Below are 15,667 nucleotides of genomic sequence, written 5' to 3'. Positions count from 1 at the left end.
TGGCGGTCAGGCCGCGACGTTCTCAGGGGTGCGGCGGCGGGACAGCACGCGGTCGAGGGCGAGCGCGCCGCCTCCGCTGAAGCCGACGGCCAGCGCGCCCGCCGCCAGCGACAGGACGAACTCGAAGCCGCCCTTGTCCACCGCGAACCCGTTGGCCCCGTGGACGAACAGGATCGCGCCCGCCATGTCGAGCGCCAGCAGCGTCCCCACCACGGGCAGCGCCACGCCGAGGATCAGCGCCAGGCCGCCCGCGACCTCCAGCACCGCCACCGCCGGAGCGGCGGCCGCGGCCAGCGGGATCCCGGCCGACTCGAAGAACTTGGTGGTCCCGGCGATCCCCATCGTGGCGAACTTCTGGTAGCCGTGCACCAGGAAGATCCCGCCGACGACCACGCGGGCGACCAGGATCGCTACGGAACGTGACTGGTCAAGCATGCGCACTCCATAAGGCAGTAGTTCAGATTTGAACCAGCACTCTACCCGGAAGTTCAAATCTGAACAACAAGTACACTGGACGCCGTGACGGACACCGCGTGGCTCGACGAGACGGAGATGGCGGCTTGGCGCGCCTTCCTGTCCACCTCCCACCTGCTGGAGCGGCGCATCGAAGAGCAGCTCAAGGCCGCGGCCGGGCTGACCCACCCGCAGTACGAGGTCCTGGCCCGCCTGGCCGACGCCCCAGACCGCCAGATGCGCATGACGGAGCTGGCCAGGGGTGTCGTGGTGTCGAAGTCCGCGCTGACCTACCAGATCGGGCAGCTGGAGAAGGCGGGCCTGGTCGAGCGGACCACCTGCCCGTCCGACGAGCGCGGCGTGCTGGCCGTGCTGACCGAGGCGGGCGTCCGCTGCCTGGAGCGCGTCGCCCCCGGCCACGTGGCGGTCGTCCGGGCCTACCTCATCGACCGGATGACCCGCGGCGAGCTGGAGACGATGACCACCGCCATGCGCAAGACCGAGCAGGCACTACGGCAATGACTACCGCCGGGCGCGAGACCGAGCAGGCGGCAGGGCGATCGCCGCGATGAGCGGTGGTCAGCCCTTGGCGGCCCGGGCCGCGCGCTCCATCTCGACCTTGGCGCTGGCGGCGTACTTGTCGACGTACTCCTGCTCCGACAGCTCCATGAGCGCGTACATGATCTCGTCGGTGACGGCGCGCAGCACCAGCCGGTCCTCCTCCATCCCGTAGTAGCGGGAGAAGTCGAGCGGCTTGCCGAACCGCACCCCGGGCCGGATCCCGAGCTTGGGCAGCGGGTGGCCGGGGGGCATCATCTCGAAGGTGTGGACCATGGCCCACGGGATCACCGGCACCCGCGACATGAGGGCCAGGCGGGCGACGCCCGTCTTGCCCTTGTACAGGCGGCCGTCGGGTGAGCGGGTGCCCTCCGGGTAGATGCCCAGGACGTTGCCCTCGCGCAGCACCCGCATGCCGGTGCGCAGCGCGGCCTCGCTGGCCTTGCCGCCCGAGCGGTCGATCGGCACGGTGCCGACGCCGCTGAAGAACAGCCGGGTGAAGAAGCCCTTGACGCCGCGCCCGGTGAAGTAGTCGGACTTGCCGAGCGAGATGACCTTGCGGCGCAGATGCAGCGGCCCGAAGAAGTGGTCGGCGAACGACAGATGGTTTCCGGCCAGAATGACCGGCCCCTGCCTGGGCACGTTCTCCACACCTTCCGCCCATGGCCGGAAGACGACGCGGAGGATCGGCCCCAAGATGGCCTTGACCACCCAGTAGAACACCCGGCCACCTCTTCTCCACAGCGCGGTCTGCAAGCAAAATCATCTTCGCATCTCAGGACCGATGCTCCTACCTCACCTCTCGCACAATCCACCTCGATCGTGCGACGATCGGGCAATTCCGGGATGAAATCCCATCGAGGAGCTGTTATGCCGCTCATGCCAGGCGCGGAGCCCTATCACCATGAAGCAGGACAGGTCGGCGTACTGCTGTGCCATGGCTTCACGGGCACCCCGCAGTCGTTACGGCCTTGGGGCGAGTATCTCGCCGGGCAGGGGGTGAGCGTCTCTCTCCCCCGCCAGCCCGGACACGGCACCACCTGGCAGGAGATGAACCGCACCCGCTGGGACGATTGGTACGCCGAGGTCGAGAAGGCGTTCGAGGACCTCCAGGGCCGCTGCGCGGACGTGTTCGTGGCGGGGCTGTCACTGGGCGGCTGCCTGGCGCTGCGGCTGGCCGAGGTGCACGGGGACGCGATCCGCGGCGTCGTCGTGGTCAACCCGTCGATCGTGCGCGACGTGCCGCTGCTGATGCTGGCCCCGGTGCTCAAGTGGTTCCTGCCGTCGGTGCCTGGGGTGGCCAACGACGTCAAGAAGCCGGGCGTGACCGAGCTGGCCTACGCGCGCACGCCGGTGAAGGCGGCCGCCTCGCTGCCCGGCCTGTGGTCGCTGGTCCAGGCCGACCTGGTGAAGGTGACGCAGCCGCTGCTGGTCTTCCACAGCACCGAGGACCATGTGGTGAAACCGAGGAGCGTGGAGATCATTCGCCAGAACGTACCGCAGGCCACGATCGAGGAGCTTACCGATAGCTACCATGTTGCGACGCTGGACAACGATGCCGACAAGATCTTTGCCGGTAGCCTCGACTTCATCCGGACACATGCCTCGGTACCCTTGCAGAGGGACTGATCGCACCCAGGGGGAAGTCGCGATCGCTGCGGAGAGGCCGATCTAGGTGACGCCCCAGAGTGACGAGGACGAGGTCTGGCGGCAGATCGTCGCGTCCTTCAACGACACAGCCGAGCGCGACTCGGCCGACCAGCCATGGCCGGACAGCGAGAACGTACCGGTCGAGCCTGTCCCCCGCGTGGTCAAACCCGCGGTCGACGAGGACGCCGACGTGGAGGCGGAGCAGGGCGACGACGACCTCGACGAGGATGGGGACGGCGAGGAGCGCTTCGTGCCCCCGCCCCCGCCGCCGCTGCCCAAGCTCGACCTGCCGACCAAGCTCGCCTGGGTGGCGCTGTTCGGCGGCCCCGCCTACCTGCTGATCGCCGCGATGGCCAACTGGCAGATGGAGGGCTGGGCGCTCTTCACCGCGGTGGCCGCGTTCATCGGCGGCTTCGTGGCGCTGGTGGTGCGGATGGGCGACGGCCCGCCCAACGACGGCTGGGACGACGGCGCCGTGCTCTGAGACCGGCCGCGCTCTGAGACCGGCTAGGAGTCCTTCAGCGAAGGCTCCCTGGGCCCGAACAACTCCACCACGTCCGTGTAGCGCTCGCGGGCGTCCACGGCGTGACCGACCGCCCAGACGTCGCCCTTGCCCTCGAGGTAGGTGACCGCCTGCAACCGCACGCTGTCCTTGCCCTTCGCGGCGCCGCCCCGGATGATCTCGCAGTCGCTCTTCTCGCAGCGCATCATGAACGGCTCGGCGGCCCGCGACGGGTCGAAGCCGGAGATCCAGAAGCGGCCCTTGCCGTCGCCGGTGACCCCGTAGAGCCGGGACTCGGTCTCGGGCAGCCGCTCGCGCTTCCAGCGCTTGCCGTTCCACGACAGGACGAGCGGATCCACCTCGCCGTCGCTGCGGTAGACCCCGCCCACGGCCAGCGCCCGTTTGGGGCCGTCGACCTGGATGTCGCGCAGATAGCCGCCGGAAATGTCGGGCACGCGCATGGGCTTCCAGGTGGCGCCCGACAGGTGCATGATCAGCGGTGCCCGGCCGGTGTCGCCGACGGCGAACCCGTTGGACACGCCATAGAGCGCGCCCGGCTCCAGGACCTTTCCGTCGTCGTCCCTTGGGGAGTCCTGGGTGGTCCACTCCCCGCCCTGGCCGGTGAGGATGAGCCAGGAGTCGTCGCGGCTGCCGACGGCCACGACGCGCCCCGGCCGGGCGTCGATGCCGCCGAGCCAGTCGCCCCCGCGCATCCCCTGCGCCCTGACCCGATCGAAGCCGCCGGTGTCTCCGTGGGCGAGGTAGGGCAGGCCGTCGTGACCGTCGCCCACGGCCCACACGTCGGACGGTGAGGTCGCGGCCACCCCGCGCAGGTTGCCGGCGCCGGTGGCGTCGCGCAGGGTCACCTCGGACCAGGTGGAGCCGTTCCAGTGGCGGACCGTGCCGCGGTTCTTCCAGACGTCCCAGATCTCCTGCTGGCCGACGGCCCAGACATCGCCTGACGAGAGCGCGGTAACGTCGGAGAGCGAGCCGTCGGCGTCCAGGCGGACGCTCGTCGACTGCTGCCACGCCTCAATGGTGGCGGGGCGGGGATCGGCATGCGCGGCGGGCGTGACCTGCGACAAGGCCACGGACGTCGCCAAGATCAGGGTGAGCGCACGCCGCTGATAGCGACGGGTCATGAGCAAATGCTACGGGTTCGCGGACCTCCCCGCCCCGTTAGGCCCCGACTCGCAACTCGGCGAGTACCGGCAGATGGTCGGTCGCGGCCGCCAGGTCGGCCTCGGGGGCGTCCGAGCCACCGCAGGAGACGACCGTCAGCTCGCGCGCCGCGAACACCGCGTCGATGCGCTCGCGCGGCTGCCGGGCGGGGAAGGTCAGCCCCTCCCCCCGGGGCGCGGCCGGCCGGCAGTCGGTGAGCCGCCCGGCCAGATAGCGCCAGGTGGGCTCGCTCTCCTGCTCGTTGAGGTCGCCGCCGATCACGATGGCGGCGCCGTACGCGGCCGCCGCACGCTCCATCAGCGTCATGGCCTCGTACGCGTGCCGCAGCCTGGCCGCCCCGTGGAGATCGAGATGGATCGAGCCGACGGCCAGTGGCACCCCCTCGACGCGCAGGACCGCGACGGCCAGCCCGCGGACCTCCAGGCCGGCGAACACCTTCAGCCGGTGGTGCTCGGCCGCCAGCACCTCGATCCCGGGGCGGGCGAACACCGCGACGCCGCCGAGCCGGCCCCCGGCCACCACCCGCAGGCCGCACGCCTCGGCCAGCTCGCGCCGCCGGCCACGCCAGTTGAGGAAGCGCGGGACCTCCTGGAGGCACAGGACGTCGGCCCGCATCGACTCGATCACCCGGACCAGCGCGGGCACGCTGTCACGCAGCCCACGGACGTTGTAGGTGGCCACGCGCGGCATCGCGAGGGTACCCGGTCAGCGCGACCTGGCGAGGTCGGCCGCGCCGACGACCCCGGCGGCGGCGCCCAGCTCGGCCAGCCGGATCTCGGCGAGCGGCCGGTGCCCCCTGCCGGTGAGCTGGCGGGCGAAGGTCTCGCGGGCCCGGTCGAGGAAGAGATCGGCCGCGCGGGAGACGCCGCCGCCCACGATGAAGCAGCCCGGGTCGAGGATCGCGGCCAGGTCGGCCATGCCCTGGCCGAGCCAGTCGGCGAGGCTGGCGAAGGCGGCGAGAGAGGCCTCGTCGCCCAGCTTGGCCGCCTCGGTGACCTCCTCGCCCTCGATCTTGCCACCCGCCAGGCCGAGCAGGATCTGGGCCCGCTCCGGCTGGGCGGTGGAGATCTGCCTGGCCTCGATGACCAGGGCGTTGCCGCTGGCGTACTGCTCCCAGCAGCCGAGCTGGCCGCACCCGCACAGCCGCCCCTCGGGCACCACCTGCATGTGCCCGAGCTCGGCCCCCATGCCCCAGTGGCCCCTGAACAGCTTGCCGTCGAAGACCAGGCCACCGCCGATGCCGGTGCCGACCGTGATGCAGACGACGTGCGACTGGCCGCGCCCCGCGCCGAACTTGGTCTCGCCCCAGGCCATGGCGTTGGCGTCGTTCTCGATGACGACCGGCAGCCCGACCAGCCCGCTGATCTTCTTCTGCAGGGGTTCCTCGCGCCAGGCCAGGTTGGGTGCGAACCGGACGACCGACCGGGTCTCGTCGACGAACCCGGCCGCGCCGACGCCGACGGCCTCGATCTCCCTGCCTTGGGCGAGCTCGCGCACGACCTCGGCCACCGTCGCGGCGACCTGCTCGGGCTGGTCGGCCGGGGTGGGCTTGAGCGCGTGGGCGATGACCTCGCCGTCATCGTTGACCACGCCCGCGGCGACCTTGGTGCCGCCGATGTCCACACCGATCGTGAGCATGCCCCTGTGTCTCCTCTATCCCAAACCTGGTCTATCCCAAACCTGGTCTATCCCGAACCTGGTCTATCCCGAACCTGGTCTATCCCAGATCAATATGTTCCACATTGTCGCGGCCACGCTCGCCGCTCTGATCGTCGCGTGGCCTGCGAGGGGCCGGCCTGCTCAGCGCGTCGATCGTCTGGCGGAACGCGGCGAACAGCTCGCCGCCGGCCGCCACCAGGTGCCCGGCGACGTCGTTGCCGGACTCCCGCTGTGCCGCGATGGCCCGGCAGACCGGGCAGGCACGGCAGATGTACTCCTCGTGGGGCTCGGACACCGCCTCGCTCCACACATCCCTGTCCCTCTGCCCGCCGCCGCCCCCGGTGAACGAGTTGAGCACGGTCCTGCCGACCTGGCGGGTGGCCCGTCCCTGGATGGTGTCGAAGAGCTTGCGCGCCTCGTCCGTGACGGTGCCGATCGGGTCTCTGTTGCTCTCAGTCATCTGGCCCTCCTGCTGTGAACCGTACCCGGAGCAGGCCGTCGCGGAGCGCCGCGCCGCTGATCCGTCTGCGGGCCAGCGCCGCGGGCAGTGCCAGGATCCTCCGGTAGGGGCCGGCGGTGATGATCAGCTCGTCGCCCTTGCGGGCCAGGTCCACGTCGGCCCGGTCGGCGCCCGGCAGGGCCAGGGTCAGCTCGTCGGCGGACAGCCGGAGCGGCGGCTCCACGTCCGGGGCGTCGAACGGGTCCACCTCCCCGTAGATCGCCGCGCCCACCTGGGCCAGCGCGTCCTTGCCGACCGGCTCGGCCGGGAGGTAGGGCACGACGTGGATGGGCAGCGGCGCGAACGACTCCTCGGCCTCGGCCAGGAGCCTCGACTGGGCCGCCACCCACTGGGCGCGCCACTCGTCGGCGCCCTCGGCGGGGAAGACCCGGTTGGCGATCACCGCGTCGACGCGGTAGCCGTACAGGTTGAGCGAGGTGAGGGTGCGCCTGGCCTCGGCGAGCACCACGGCCTCCGGCGTGAACACCAGGCGCACGGAGGCGTTGTCGCCGGTGAGCAGCTCGCGCACCTCCAGCAGGCCGCGGTGGAAGCGCTCGCCCGCGCTCAGGACCTCCTCGCCGGGCGCGCTGACGTGCGCGACGCTGCGCACGAACGGCGAGACGATCTTCATGATCTTGCGGCCGACCGGCATCAGCCTGGTCATGTGCCAGTCGAGCGCCTCGGGCAGGGCCAGCAGGCGCAGGGTCTCGGCGGTGGGGGCGCAGTCGACGACGATGACGTCCCAGCGGCCTTCGCGGGCGTGCTCGCGCAGCTCCAGGAGCGCGATGATCTCCTCGGCGCCGGGCAGGATGGTGATCTCCTCGGAGGTGATCTCGTCCAGGCCCAGCTCGGTGAGCAGCCCTCTGGCGTAGTCCTGCAGCTCGCCCCAGTGGCGCTCCAGCGTCTTCTGGGTGTCGACCTGGTGCAGGTGCAGCCCCGGCGCGACCTCGCCCGGCTCGACGCCGAGCGCGTCGGCCAGCGAGTGGGCGGTGTCGGTGGAGACGATCAGCGTCTTGAGGCCGCGCTTGGCGGCGAGCGTGGCGGTCGCCGCGGCGGCGGTGGTCTTGCCCACACCGCCCTTGCCGGTGAAGAGCAGAACTCGCGGGCTCACCTCAGTGCCCTTCGACGCGCTTCTTGAGGCCCTTGAGCGCGGTGTCCACAATGACCTTCTCCGCCTTGCGCTTGATCATGCCGATCATGGGCACCTTGAGGTCGGCCGCGAGCTCGTACGTCACCTCGGTGCCCCTGCCCGTGTCGGTCAGCTGGTAACTCCCCGCGAGCTCGGCGAGCATCTTGCCCGGCTCGACCACCTGCCAGCGGACGCTCTCGTCGTCCTGCCAGGTGTAGCCGAGGGTGTAGGCGTCGCTGATCACTCCGGCGTCCAGGACGAAGCGCACCGTCTCCGGTCTGCCGTCGGCACCGGTGCTGAGGATCTCCGCCTCTTTCACCTGGCCGGCCCATTCGGGGTAGGCCGCGAAGTCGGCGATGACGGCCATAACGGCGGCCCGGTCGGCGCCGACGGTGATGCTCGAAGTGGTGCGATCAGCCATGCGACCACCGTACCGGTCGGGTCACCATTCGAGGATGAACGGAACCCCCTTTCCCCGGAAATGACCCACGTTCACGCACTCGGTGCGGCCGATACGGGTGCGCCGGTGAAGTGGCTGGTGCACATGCCCGAACAGGGCGTAGCGCGGCTGCGTCCGCCTGATCGCCTCCAGCGTCGCCTCGCTGCCGCGCTCGAAGCGCCTGGCCACCACGTCGTACAGCAGCTCGGGCACCGCGGGCGGGATGTGACAGCACAGCACGTCGACCTCGCCGACCGCCTCGACCTTGGCGGCGAACTCCTCGTCACTGATCTCGTACGGCGTGCGGTAGGTGGTCTTGAGCCCGCCGCCGACGAAGCCGAACCGCCAGCCGCCGATCTCCACGCTCTGGCCGTCGAGCACCTGGTGGCCGTCCTGGACGTAGTCGGACCACAGGCGCGGGATGTCGACGTTGCCGTAGGTGAGGTAGGCCGGCGCGGGCATGGCCGCGAAAAGCTCTTTGTACTGGGCGCGTACGTTGCGCTCGATGTGCTCGCGCGGGTCGCCGTCGAGGGTGGACCACAGCCGCGCCGACAGGGCTCTGGCCTCGTCGAAGCGCTTGGCCGTGCGGAGCGCGATGAACTCCGCGGCCCGCTCGGCGCCGAACAGGTCGGGGAAGATGCCCTGCGCGTGGTCGTCGTAGTCGATGAAGAGGATCAGGTCGCCCAGGCAGATCAGCGCGTCGGCCCCCGCACCCGCGGCGGCCAGCGCGTCCGCCCGGCCGTGTACGTCGCTGATGACATGGACCCTCATGCGGGAAATCCTATGAGAGCGGCTGCTAGCGTGAGAATGACCCCTACCCGTGGGTAATTCAACGCGATAGCGTCCAGGCGGTCCCCCCGAACAGGAGTTGATTCGTGCGCGAGTACAGCGTCCCGGTGCTGGTCGACCTACCTGCCTCCGCGAGCCTGCCCGACACGGTCTTCAGGCGGGCCGAGCAGGAGCCCGGCGCAATCGTCATGCGGCGCAAGTCAGGCGCCGGCTGGCCCGCCGTCACCGCGTCCGAGTTCCGCGACCAGGTGGTCGAGCTGGCCAAGGCGCTGATCGCGGCGGGCATCGAGCACGGTGACCGGGTCGCGCTGATGTCGCGCACCCGCTACGAGTGGACGCTGATCGACTACGCGATCTGGTCGATCGGCGCGGTCACCGTGCCGATCTACGAGACGTCGGCGGTCGAGCAGGTCAGGTGGATCCTGTCCGACAGCGAGGTCAAGGCGGTGTTCGTCGAGCTCGACGCGCACGAGGAGACCGTACGCGAGGCCGCGCCCGACCTGAAGCCGATCTGGCGCGTCGACGAGACCCTCGACGGCTCCGAGGTGACCGACGCCGCCTTCGAAGAGCGGCGCGCCCGGGTCGGCTCGGCCGACCTGGCCACGGTCGTCTACACCTCCGGCACCACCGGCCGGCCCAAGGGCTGCCGGATCACGCACGACAACCTGCTGTTCACCGCCCGCAACGTGGTGGCGGGACCCCTGGAGGCGCTCTTCGCCGGCAAGGCGCCGGCGGCGCTGCTGTTCCTGCCGCTGGCGCACATCTTCGCCCGCATGATCCAGGTCGCCATCATCGAGGCGGGCGCCATCCTGGCCCACACCCCGAACATGAAGAACGTGGCCCCGGACCTGGCCGAGTTCCAGCCGACGTTCCTGCTCGGCGTGCCCCGCGTGTTCGAGAAGGTCTACAACGGCGCCGAGCAGCGGGCCATCGCCGGCGGCAAGGGCGCGATCTTCGCCCGCGCCGCCGACACCGCCGTCGCATGGAGCAAAGCCGAGAGCTCCGGCGGCGCGGGCCTGGGCCTGCGGCTGCGGCACGCCCTGTTCGACCGGCTGGTGTACGGCAAGCTCCGCGCGGCCACGGGCGGCCGGCTGACGGCGGCGGTGTGCGGCGGCTCGGCCCTCGGCGACCGGCTGGGCCACTTCTTCAGGGGCGTCGGCATCGAGGTGTTCGAGGGCTACGGCCTGACCGAGACCTCGGCGCCCTGCTCGGTCAACATGCCGGGCGCCAACAAGATCGGCACGGTCGGCAAGCCTCTGCCCGGCGTGTCGATCCGCATCGCGGACGACGGCGAGATCCTGGCCAAGGGCCGCCATGTCTTCCACGGCTACTGGCACAACGACCAGGCGACGGCCGACGCGATCGACGCCGACGGCTGGTATCACACGGGCGACGTGGGCGAGCTCGACGCCGACGGTTACCTGCGCATCACGGGACGCAAGAAGGAGATCCTGGTGACGGCGGCGGGCAAGAACGTCGCCCCCGGCCCGCTGGAGGACGCGCTCCGGGCGCACCCGCTGATCTCCCAGGCCATGGTCGTCGGCGACGGGCGGCCCTTCGTGGCGACGCTGATCACCCTGGACCCGGAGGCGCTGGACCACTGGAAGTCGGTCAACGGCCTGCCGTCGGCTACGCTCAGTGAGCTGTGCACGGATCCGCGCGTGCTGGCGGAGATGCAGAACGCCGTGGACACGGCCAATCGGACGGTGTCGAAGGCGGAGCAGATCAAGAAGTTCGCCGTCCTGGACGCGGACATCACCGAGGACAGCGGGCACCTGACGCCGACCCTGAAGATCAAGCGCAACGTGGTGATGCGAGACTTCGCCAAGGATGTGGACGCGCTGTACAAATGACTACGCTGGGTATATGAATCACTACCCGTTGTCCCGGATTCTCTGGACGCTCTTGACGCCACCCCGCTAGCCTGAGAAGGCAATCGGGACCGGAGATCTGTTACATCCCCGGTCCCTACCTTCAAAGGTAGGGGAGATAACTGTGAGCATCAAGGAAGCGGGTATGCGCTTCATCGGCAGCATCGAGAACGAATTCGTCCGGATAGGGGCCGACCAGATGGAGATGGGCCAGCAGCTCACTGAACGCATCAACGGCGTCGCGGACCGGGTCAAGACACTGGACGGCAAGGTCACCGTCCTGGACGCCAAGGTCACCTCCATGCAGGCGTCAATAGACGAGCTCCAGGCCGGACAGGCAAGGATGCAGACGTCGATAGACGGGCTTCAGGCCGGACAGGCAACGATGCAGCAGACCCAGACGCAGATGATGGACATCCTCATCGCCATCCAGCGCAAGCTCGACCTCAACTAAGCAGTCACGCGAACGGCCCCCGGCACCACGCCGGGGGCCGTTCGCGTGTCAGCCCTTCGTCGCGCCGCCCGTGAGCCCCTTGACGAACTGCTTCTGCAGCAGCAGGTAGAACACCAGGATCGGCAGCGTGGCCAGGAACATGAGCGCGAACATCCCGCCGAAGTCCGCCGCGTACTGCCCGAGCGACTTGTAGATGCCCGTCATGATCGTCGTACCCTCGCGCGGCCCATAGATGATCAGCGGGTTGAGGAAGTCGTTCCAGATCCACACCCCGAGGAAGATCAGCACGCTGGCCGTCGCCGGGCGCAGCAGCGGAAAGACGATCTTCCAGAACGTCTGCCACCGCGTGGCCCCGTCGATGGCCGCGGCCTCCTCCAGCTCCCGCGGCACGCCCTTCATGAAGCCGGAGAAGACGAAGACCCCGAACGGCACGTAGTAGCCGACGTTGAAGAGCACGAGGCCCTGCAGCGTCGACATCAGCCCGAGCGCCTTGAGCACCTGCGTGATCGGGATGAGGATCACCTGCGGCGGGATCATCAGCCCGCACAGCAGCAGGACCATGATCACCCGGGACCACCAGGTGTTCTGCCTGGCCAGGTAGTGGCCGAGCATGGCCGACAGGACCGTCAGGATGATGATCGACAGTGAGGTGACCAGGACGCTGGTCCGCAGCGACGACCAGAAGAGACTGTCCGGGCTGGTCAGTACCCGGATCAGGTTGTCGAAGGTGGGCGGGATCGGCAGCGACATGGCGCCGCTGGCGACCTGCCGGCTCTCCTTGAAGACGTTGATCAGCGCGATGTACAGGGGGATGAAGAACACTCCGCCGACGACCAGCGCGACCAGCGGGCGCAGCCACGGCACGGTGGGGCGCATCAGAGCTGCACCTCCCTGCGCTGCAGCACGCGCAGCGTGATCACCGACAGCAGCGCGATGACGATCAGCATGACGACGGCCTCCGCCGAGGCGTAGCCGGTGCGGTTCTCCACGAACCCCTCCTGGAGGATGACGAGCGCCACGCTCGCGGTCGTCCCCGTCCCGGGCCCGCCGTTGGTGATCACCTTCACGTGGTCGAAGATCTTGAACGCGGAGATGAGCAGGACGACCGTGTTGATGGTGAGCGCGGGCGCGAGCAGCGGCCAGGTGACGCTCCAGAACCTGCGCGCCGGACCCGCGCCGTCGATCGCCGCCGCCTCGGCCAGCTCCTGGGGTACGCCCTGGAGCCCGGCGAGATAGACGACCACGCAGAATCCGAGCATCTGCCAGCAGACGATCGACGACAGCGAGTAGAGCGCGATGTCCGGGTCGGACAGCCAGCCCGGCGGCTCACTGACGCCCAGCGCCCTGAGCCCCTGGTTGATCGGCCCGTCGTCGGCGAGGATGCGCGTCCAGATGACGCTGATGACCACGGAGCTGATCACCATCGGGGTGAAGAAGACGCTGCGCAGCGCGTTGTACAGCCAGCCGCGGCGATCGAGGAGCACGGCGATGGCGACGCCCAGGACGTTCGGCACGATGACGACGATCAGCGTGAGGATCGTGGTCACTCTCAGTGACTGCAGGAACGTCTCGTCCTGCAGGAGCAACTGGTAGTTACGCAGCCCGACGAAGTGCGTCTTGGGCCGCAGCAGCGCCTGGTCGGTCAGGCTGTAGCCGAAACTGAGCGTGATCGGCAGCACGACGAGGCAGAAGTAGATGAGCGTGCCGGGCGCGGCGAAGGACAGGAAATGCCACAGCCCGGCCCCTTTGCCGCCCGGCCGTCGCCAGCGTACTCCGGCCTGCGCGTGGCCGGGCTTGTGATGGTGGATGGTGGTGCCAGCGGCCATCAGGCCAGACCCCTCCTGGTCGGAATCGGACCCCGGTCAGATCGAGGGGCGGGCGCTCGGTGGCCCGCCCCGCCGGATCAGCCGGATTTCTCCCACTCGGTGTCGAGGAAGGCCAGTGCCTGGTCGACCGTCTTCTTGCCGCTGACCAGGTCCTGCGCCGTGGACCAGAACTTGCCCTGCATGCCCGGCAGCATCGCCGTGTCTCCGGCCTCCCAGCTGAACGCGGGGACGGTCGCCTTCTCGTTGAGCGCCTTCTGCCACAGGTCGTAGACGGCCTTGAACACCGGGCCCGTGTCCGACGGAGGCGTGTAGCCCTTGATCGCCGGGAAGAGCGCGTCGGCCTTGACCGAGGCGTCCAGGTTCTCCTTGGTGAGCTGGAAGGCCAGCGCGAACTTCTTGGCCGCGGCCATGTTCTTGGCCGTCGCGCTGACGGACAGCCCGCCGCCGGTGAAGGTCGGCATGTGCAGGGCGCCGTCGTCGCCGGGCCAGGCGAAGACCCCGATGTCGTCCTTCATGGACGAGGCGTCGGCCGCGGCGGCGAACCAGCTGCCCATCGGGTACATCGCGCCCTTGCCGCCGAGGAAGGCCTCCTGCGTCTTGGGATAGTCCTGCCCGATCTGCCGCTTGTCGAGGTAGCCCTTGGTGGCCAGGTCGGTGAACTTCTGCGTGGCGGCCTTCATGGCCGGGTCGGTGGCGAACTTCACCTCGCCGCCGCGCCGCTTGGTCATCCAGTCGGGCGTCTTGGCGTACAGGTCCGTGGCCAGGATGGCGGTCCACGGCTGGGAGGTGACGAACACGCCGCCCGTCACGAACGGGGTGATGCCCTTGGCCTTCAGCTTCTCGGCGTCGGCCAGCAGGTCGGCGTAGGTCTTCGGCGGCTCGGCGATGCCGGCCTTCTGGAACAGCTTCTTGCTGTAGTAGACGTTCGGGATCGTCTGCGTGTTGGTCGGCAACTGGAGGATCTTCCCATTGACCGCGCCGCAGGTCGGGCAGAGGAAGTCCTTCAGCTCCTCCGGCGTCCATGTGGCCAGGCTCGGCTCCAGGGCGATCAGGTCCTGCATGCCGATCTGTACGTCAGGCAGCTGCCCCGAAGCGGCCAGCTGCTTGGCGTAGTCGTTGCGCTCGGACTCCGAAGGCGCGGCGACCAGCTCGACCTCGAGGTCGGGGTTGGCCTTGGTCACCAGATCGACCTGGGCCTTCCAGTACGACTCCGGCAGGTTCGGCGAGGGGAACACCAGGAAGGAGACCTTCTGTTTGCCCCCGGAGGCCGGCGCCGAGGACTGGCTTCCACTGGGCGTATTGCTTGAGCAGGCACTAAGCGCGAGCGCGACGGCGAGTGTCATCGCCCCAGCCGCGAACAGCTTGTTCACTGTGCCACCCTTCTCACTCATCCGATCATTCGGTGGGGGCGCGAAATGATGCGTGTGAATAGGTAGGACCACTACTAGGGGTAACAGCTGAGCAGTGTCAACATAAGGCTTGATCCCGCAGAAAGGTAGGACCACTCCGGCTCAGCACATGCCATGTGATCGGATTGGTATGCGGGGAAAGGGTGTGAGACGCGTCCCGGCCGCCACTCCGAGGCCCCGGAGCAGCGGCAGGGCGCCCATGACCCGCCCGGCGGCACTCTCACGGAGGAGGGCGGAGCGGGAAACCATGTCATACCGCCAGTGCCCGGCCCCGTCAAGATCAAACGATGACCAGCTCGCCCGCCTGCTCCGACAGCGCGGTCCTGGCCGGCTCGGGCAGCCCGCCGTCGGAGATCACCACGTCGGCCTCGCCGAGCCGGGCGATCGTGCTGATGCCCACGGTCCCCCACTTGGTGTGATCGGCCAGCACGACCAGGCGGCTCGCGGCCTCGACCAGGGCGCGGTCGGTCTCGGCCTCCATCATGTTCGGCGTGGTGAACCCGGCCCGCGTGGTCATCCCGTGCACGCCTAGGAACAGCACGTCCACGTTGAGCAGCCGGATCGCGGCCACCGCCACCGGGCCGACCAGCGCGTCCGAGGGAGTGCGTACGCCGCCCGTCAGCACCACCGTCTGGTCCGGCCGGCCTCCGTGCTGGAAGACGTCGGCGATGCGCACCGAATTGGTCACCACGGTCAGGCCGGGCGTGTTCACCAGCTGGTGGGCGAGCGTCCAGGTCGTGGTCCCGGCCGAGAGCGCCACGGCGGTGCCCGGGAACACCATCTCGGCGGCGCGGCGGGCGATGACCAGCTTCTCGCCCTCCTGCTGGACCGACTTGGCGGCGAAGCCGGGCTCGTCGGTCGAACCGGCGCCGATGACGGTCGCGCCGCCGTGCACCTTGGCCAGCAGTCCCCGCTCGGCCAGCAGCTCGAGGTCGCGGCGGATCGTGATGTCCGAGACGCCGAACTCGCGCACCAGGTCGACCACCTTGACGGCGCCGTTCAGCCGTACGAGCTCCAGAATCGTCTGCTGTCGCTGGACGGCGAGCATCGCATCACCCAGTTCCCAACAGTTTCCCGACATTTCCCGACATGCCATTCGGACGCATCATGACACGCCACCTGCGGATTTCAAGGCCCGTGCTCGGTTGTGATGGTTCGTGGCGGCGTTCGACGTTAAGGAAATGACATCAAATCGTGCGTTGACAGCTGGTTGAGTGTGCTCTTCTCTGAAGGAAATCGAGCGAATT

General features: G+C 69.2%; 18 protein-coding genes. 5 read left to right on the top strand and 13 right to left on the bottom strand.

What is annotated here, in order from left to right; genetic code table 11:
* Nucleotides 1-6: 6 nt before the first annotated feature.
* Complete coding sequence (locus LDL49_RS37255) at nucleotides 7-435, bottom strand: DoxX family protein (protein WP_225298513.1); 429 nt, start codon at nucleotides 433-435, stop codon at nucleotides 7-9.
* 84 nt (nucleotides 436-519) lie between these two features.
* Here LDL49_RS37255 and LDL49_RS37250 point away from each other — a divergent pair, with 84 nt between their 5' ends.
* Nucleotides 520-975 carry a MarR family winged helix-turn-helix transcriptional regulator gene (locus tag LDL49_RS37250; protein WP_225298511.1) on the top strand — a complete coding sequence of 152 codons (456 nt, stop codon included), beginning with the start codon at nucleotides 520-522 and terminating at the stop codon, nucleotides 973-975.
* Between the two features lie 57 nt (nucleotides 976-1,032).
* Here the strand turns inward: LDL49_RS37250 and LDL49_RS37245 are convergent, their stop codons facing one another.
* Nucleotides 1,033-1,734, bottom strand: a complete 702-nt coding sequence (locus tag LDL49_RS37245) for a lysophospholipid acyltransferase family protein (protein WP_225298509.1) — start codon at nucleotides 1,732-1,734, stop codon at nucleotides 1,033-1,035.
* A 147-nt stretch (nucleotides 1,735-1,881) separates the two neighbouring features.
* On the opposite strand from LDL49_RS37245, the gene LDL49_RS37240 reads away from it, so the two are divergent.
* Together LDL49_RS37240 and LDL49_RS37235 are read left to right on the top strand one after the other, a co-directional pair.
* Nucleotides 1,882-2,640: an alpha/beta hydrolase gene (locus LDL49_RS37240; protein ID WP_225298507.1), complete on the top strand. Its 759-nt coding sequence runs from the start codon at nucleotides 1,882-1,884 to the stop codon at nucleotides 2,638-2,640.
* Nucleotides 2,641-2,686: 46 nt separating this feature from the next.
* Nucleotides 2,687-3,145, top strand: coding sequence for a hypothetical protein (locus LDL49_RS37235; protein WP_225298506.1), 459 nt, complete (start codon nucleotides 2,687-2,689; stop codon nucleotides 3,143-3,145).
* Nucleotides 3,146-3,168: 23 nt separating this feature from the next.
* Here the strand turns inward: LDL49_RS37235 and LDL49_RS37230 are convergent, their stop codons facing one another.
* The 7 genes from LDL49_RS37230 to LDL49_RS37200 all read right to left on the bottom strand — a co-directional run bounded on the left by LDL49_RS37230 (nucleotide 3,169) and on the right by LDL49_RS37200 (nucleotide 8,842).
* A complete protein-coding gene (locus tag LDL49_RS37230) occupies nucleotides 3,169-4,305 on the bottom strand; it encodes a hypothetical protein (protein WP_225298504.1) in 1,137 nt (378 codons plus the stop codon).
* A gap of 37 nt (nucleotides 4,306-4,342) precedes the next feature.
* Nucleotides 4,343-5,035 carry an endonuclease/exonuclease/phosphatase family protein gene (locus LDL49_RS37225; protein ID WP_225298502.1) on the bottom strand — a complete coding sequence of 231 codons (693 nt, stop codon included), beginning with the start codon at nucleotides 5,033-5,035 and terminating at the stop codon, nucleotides 4,343-4,345.
* Nucleotides 5,036-5,050: 15 nt separating this feature from the next.
* Entirely contained in the window at nucleotides 5,051-5,983 is a 933-nt protein-coding gene (locus LDL49_RS37220) for an ROK family glucokinase (RefSeq protein WP_225298501.1), read from the bottom strand.
* Between the two features lie 79 nt (nucleotides 5,984-6,062).
* The gene (locus LDL49_RS37215) at nucleotides 6,063-6,464 is read right to left on the bottom strand and encodes a DUF5304 family protein (protein ID WP_225298500.1); all 402 of its coding nucleotides are present in this window, start codon (nucleotides 6,462-6,464) and stop codon (nucleotides 6,063-6,065) included.
* A complete protein-coding gene (locus LDL49_RS37210) occupies nucleotides 6,457-7,614 on the bottom strand; it encodes an ArsA family ATPase (protein WP_225298499.1) in 1,158 nt (385 codons plus the stop codon). Before LDL49_RS37210 ends, LDL49_RS37215 begins: the two co-directional genes overlap by 8 nt.
* 1 nt (nucleotide 7,615) lies before the next feature.
* A complete protein-coding gene (locus LDL49_RS37205; RefSeq protein ID WP_225298498.1) occupies nucleotides 7,616-8,053 on the bottom strand; it encodes an SRPBCC family protein in 438 nt (145 codons plus the stop codon).
* Nucleotides 8,054-8,074: 21 nt separating this feature from the next.
* A complete protein-coding gene (locus tag LDL49_RS37200) occupies nucleotides 8,075-8,842 on the bottom strand; it encodes a metallophosphoesterase family protein (RefSeq protein ID WP_225298497.1) in 768 nt (255 codons plus the stop codon).
* A gap of 104 nt (nucleotides 8,843-8,946) precedes the next feature.
* Here LDL49_RS37200 and LDL49_RS37195 point away from each other — a divergent pair, with 104 nt between their 5' ends.
* Together LDL49_RS37195 and LDL49_RS37190 are read left to right on the top strand one after the other, a co-directional pair.
* Nucleotides 8,947-10,713, top strand: coding sequence for an AMP-dependent synthetase/ligase (locus LDL49_RS37195; RefSeq protein WP_225298496.1), 1,767 nt, complete (start codon nucleotides 8,947-8,949; stop codon nucleotides 10,711-10,713).
* A gap of 142 nt (nucleotides 10,714-10,855) precedes the next feature.
* Nucleotides 10,856-11,185, top strand: coding sequence for a hypothetical protein (locus tag LDL49_RS37190; protein WP_225298494.1), 330 nt, complete (start codon nucleotides 10,856-10,858; stop codon nucleotides 11,183-11,185).
* 48 nt (nucleotides 11,186-11,233) lie between these two features.
* On the opposite strand, the gene LDL49_RS37185 is transcribed toward LDL49_RS37190, so the two are convergent.
* From LDL49_RS37185 to LDL49_RS37170, 4 genes are all read right to left on the bottom strand, one after another.
* Complete coding sequence (locus LDL49_RS37185) at nucleotides 11,234-12,061, bottom strand: carbohydrate ABC transporter permease (protein ID WP_225298492.1); 828 nt, start codon at nucleotides 12,059-12,061, stop codon at nucleotides 11,234-11,236.
* Nucleotides 12,061-13,011, bottom strand: a complete 951-nt coding sequence (locus tag LDL49_RS37180; protein ID WP_225298490.1) for a carbohydrate ABC transporter permease — start codon at nucleotides 13,009-13,011, stop codon at nucleotides 12,061-12,063. Before LDL49_RS37180 ends, LDL49_RS37185 begins: the two co-directional genes overlap by 1 nt.
* 77 nt (nucleotides 13,012-13,088) lie before the next feature.
* The gene (locus LDL49_RS37175; protein WP_225298488.1) at nucleotides 13,089-14,381 is read right to left on the bottom strand and encodes an ABC transporter substrate-binding protein; all 1,293 of its coding nucleotides are present in this window, start codon (nucleotides 14,379-14,381) and stop codon (nucleotides 13,089-13,091) included.
* A 319-nt stretch (nucleotides 14,382-14,700) separates the two neighbouring features.
* Nucleotides 14,701-15,468, bottom strand: coding sequence for a DeoR/GlpR family DNA-binding transcription regulator (locus LDL49_RS37170; RefSeq protein WP_225298486.1), 768 nt, complete (start codon nucleotides 15,466-15,468; stop codon nucleotides 14,701-14,703).
* Nucleotides 15,469-15,667: the final 199 nt, after the last annotated feature.

Source organism: Nonomuraea aurantiaca, from assembly GCF_020215705.1.
Classification (GTDB): Bacteria; Actinomycetota; Actinomycetes; order Streptosporangiales; family Streptosporangiaceae; genus Nonomuraea; species Nonomuraea aurantiaca.
This window is presented reverse-complemented; position numbering and strand designations above follow the sequence as displayed.

What these genes read in the sequence shown, in the direction of transcription:
- LDL49_RS37225 (WP_225298502.1), bottom strand. Translation starts at nt 5,035, where the DNA reads ATGCCGCGCGTGGCCACCTACAACGTCCGTGGGCTGCGTGACAGCGTG.
- LDL49_RS37185 (WP_225298492.1), bottom strand. Translation starts at nt 12,061, where the DNA reads ATGCGCCCCACCGTGCCGTGGCTGCGCCCGCTGGTCGCGCTGGTCGTC.
- LDL49_RS37220 (WP_225298501.1), bottom strand. Translation starts at nt 5,983, where the DNA reads ATGCTCACGATCGGTGTGGACATCGGCGGCACCAAGGTCGCCGCGGGC.
- LDL49_RS37200 (WP_225298497.1), bottom strand. Translation starts at nt 8,842, where the DNA reads ATGAGGGTCCATGTCATCAGCGACGTACACGGCCGGGCGGACGCGCTG.
- LDL49_RS37170 (WP_225298486.1), bottom strand. Translation starts at nt 15,468, where the DNA reads ATGCTCGCCGTCCAGCGACAGCAGACGATTCTGGAGCTCGTACGGCTG.
- LDL49_RS37180 (WP_225298490.1), bottom strand. Translation starts at nt 13,011, where the DNA reads ATGGCCGCTGGCACCACCATCCACCATCACAAGCCCGGCCACGCGCAG.
- LDL49_RS37255 (WP_225298513.1), bottom strand. Translation starts at nt 435, where the DNA reads ATGCTTGACCAGTCACGTTCCGTAGCGATCCTGGTCGCCCGCGTGGTC.
- LDL49_RS37240 (WP_225298507.1), top strand. Translation starts at nt 1,882, where the DNA reads ATGCCGCTCATGCCAGGCGCGGAGCCCTATCACCATGAAGCAGGACAG.
- LDL49_RS37205 (WP_225298498.1), bottom strand. Translation starts at nt 8,053, where the DNA reads ATGGCTGATCGCACCACTTCGAGCATCACCGTCGGCGCCGACCGGGCC.
- LDL49_RS37215 (WP_225298500.1), bottom strand. Translation starts at nt 6,464, where the DNA reads ATGACTGAGAGCAACAGAGACCCGATCGGCACCGTCACGGACGAGGCG.
- LDL49_RS37230 (WP_225298504.1), bottom strand. Translation starts at nt 4,305, where the DNA reads ATGACCCGTCGCTATCAGCGGCGTGCGCTCACCCTGATCTTGGCGACG.